We start from the raw sequence: 830 nt of genomic DNA on the forward strand, positions 1-830 counted from the left end.
AACTGGTGTTTTTTGTATTGATGGGCTGGACCATTTATCAGGGAATGCAGAAATCGCCGGATGCATTCGGCACTGAGATGGAAGCGGAATTTAATACCGAATCAATGTCTTTGAAAAAAGCCCTGATATGGTTATTTGTCGGTCTGGTATTTTTGATTATCAGTTCACGGGTTTTGGTTTGGGGTGCGGTTGAGATTGCCACGGTTCTCGGCGTCAGTGATTTGATTATTGGTTTAACCGTTGTCGCTATCGGTACATCATTGCCTGAACTTGCCTCCTCGTTGATTGCGGTAAAAAAAGGTGAGCACGATATTGCGTTAGGCAATGTGATTGGCTCCAATTTATTCAACACGCTGGCGGTAGTAGGTATTGCCGGATTGATTCATCCGTTTGCAGTGCCAGATGAAATATTGACCCGTGATGTAGCGATGATGGCGGGGTTAACTATCCTGTTGTTTATCTTTGGCTTTGGTATCGGCAGACAGGGACGAATCAACCGATTGGAAGGCGGCTTTTTCATGCTGGCCTTTGTTTCGTATACTGCTTATCTAATCAGCACTATCGTTACCTGAGCAGGCCTAGACATGATGGATTGGTTAATACAACTGTGGGAACAGAACTCGGCATTAATTCTGGCCATTGGTTATAAGCTGGTGATGACGGTGGTGGTATTGATAGCGGCTACCATCATTTCCCGTTTGATACGACGTGTATTTAATAATGCCAATTTCAAGTTTAATAGCATCGATCCGGCGGTCATCAAACTATTCAGTTCAACCATGGCTTATCTGGTCTATGCCGTTGCGGTTTTAATTATTCTGGATATGTTC

1 protein-coding gene and 1 pseudogene are annotated in these 830 nt (G+C 44.0%); both read left to right on the top strand.

All coding sequences use genetic code 11. From position 1 onward, the window contains the following. The coding region (locus B3O33_RS08720) for a sodium:calcium antiporter (protein ID WP_414673284.1) at window positions 1–572 on the top strand (572 nt) is incomplete at its 5' end. 15 nt (window positions 573–587) lie between these two features. Beyond that, window positions 588–830 (top strand): annotated as a pseudogene (locus B3O33_RS08725) (mechanosensitive ion channel family protein); the annotation flags it as partial.

Origin of the sequence: Methylophaga sp. UBA1464 (genome assembly GCF_002325665.1) — a bacterium.
Classification (GTDB): domain Bacteria; phylum Pseudomonadota; class Gammaproteobacteria; order Nitrosococcales; family Methylophagaceae; genus Methylophaga.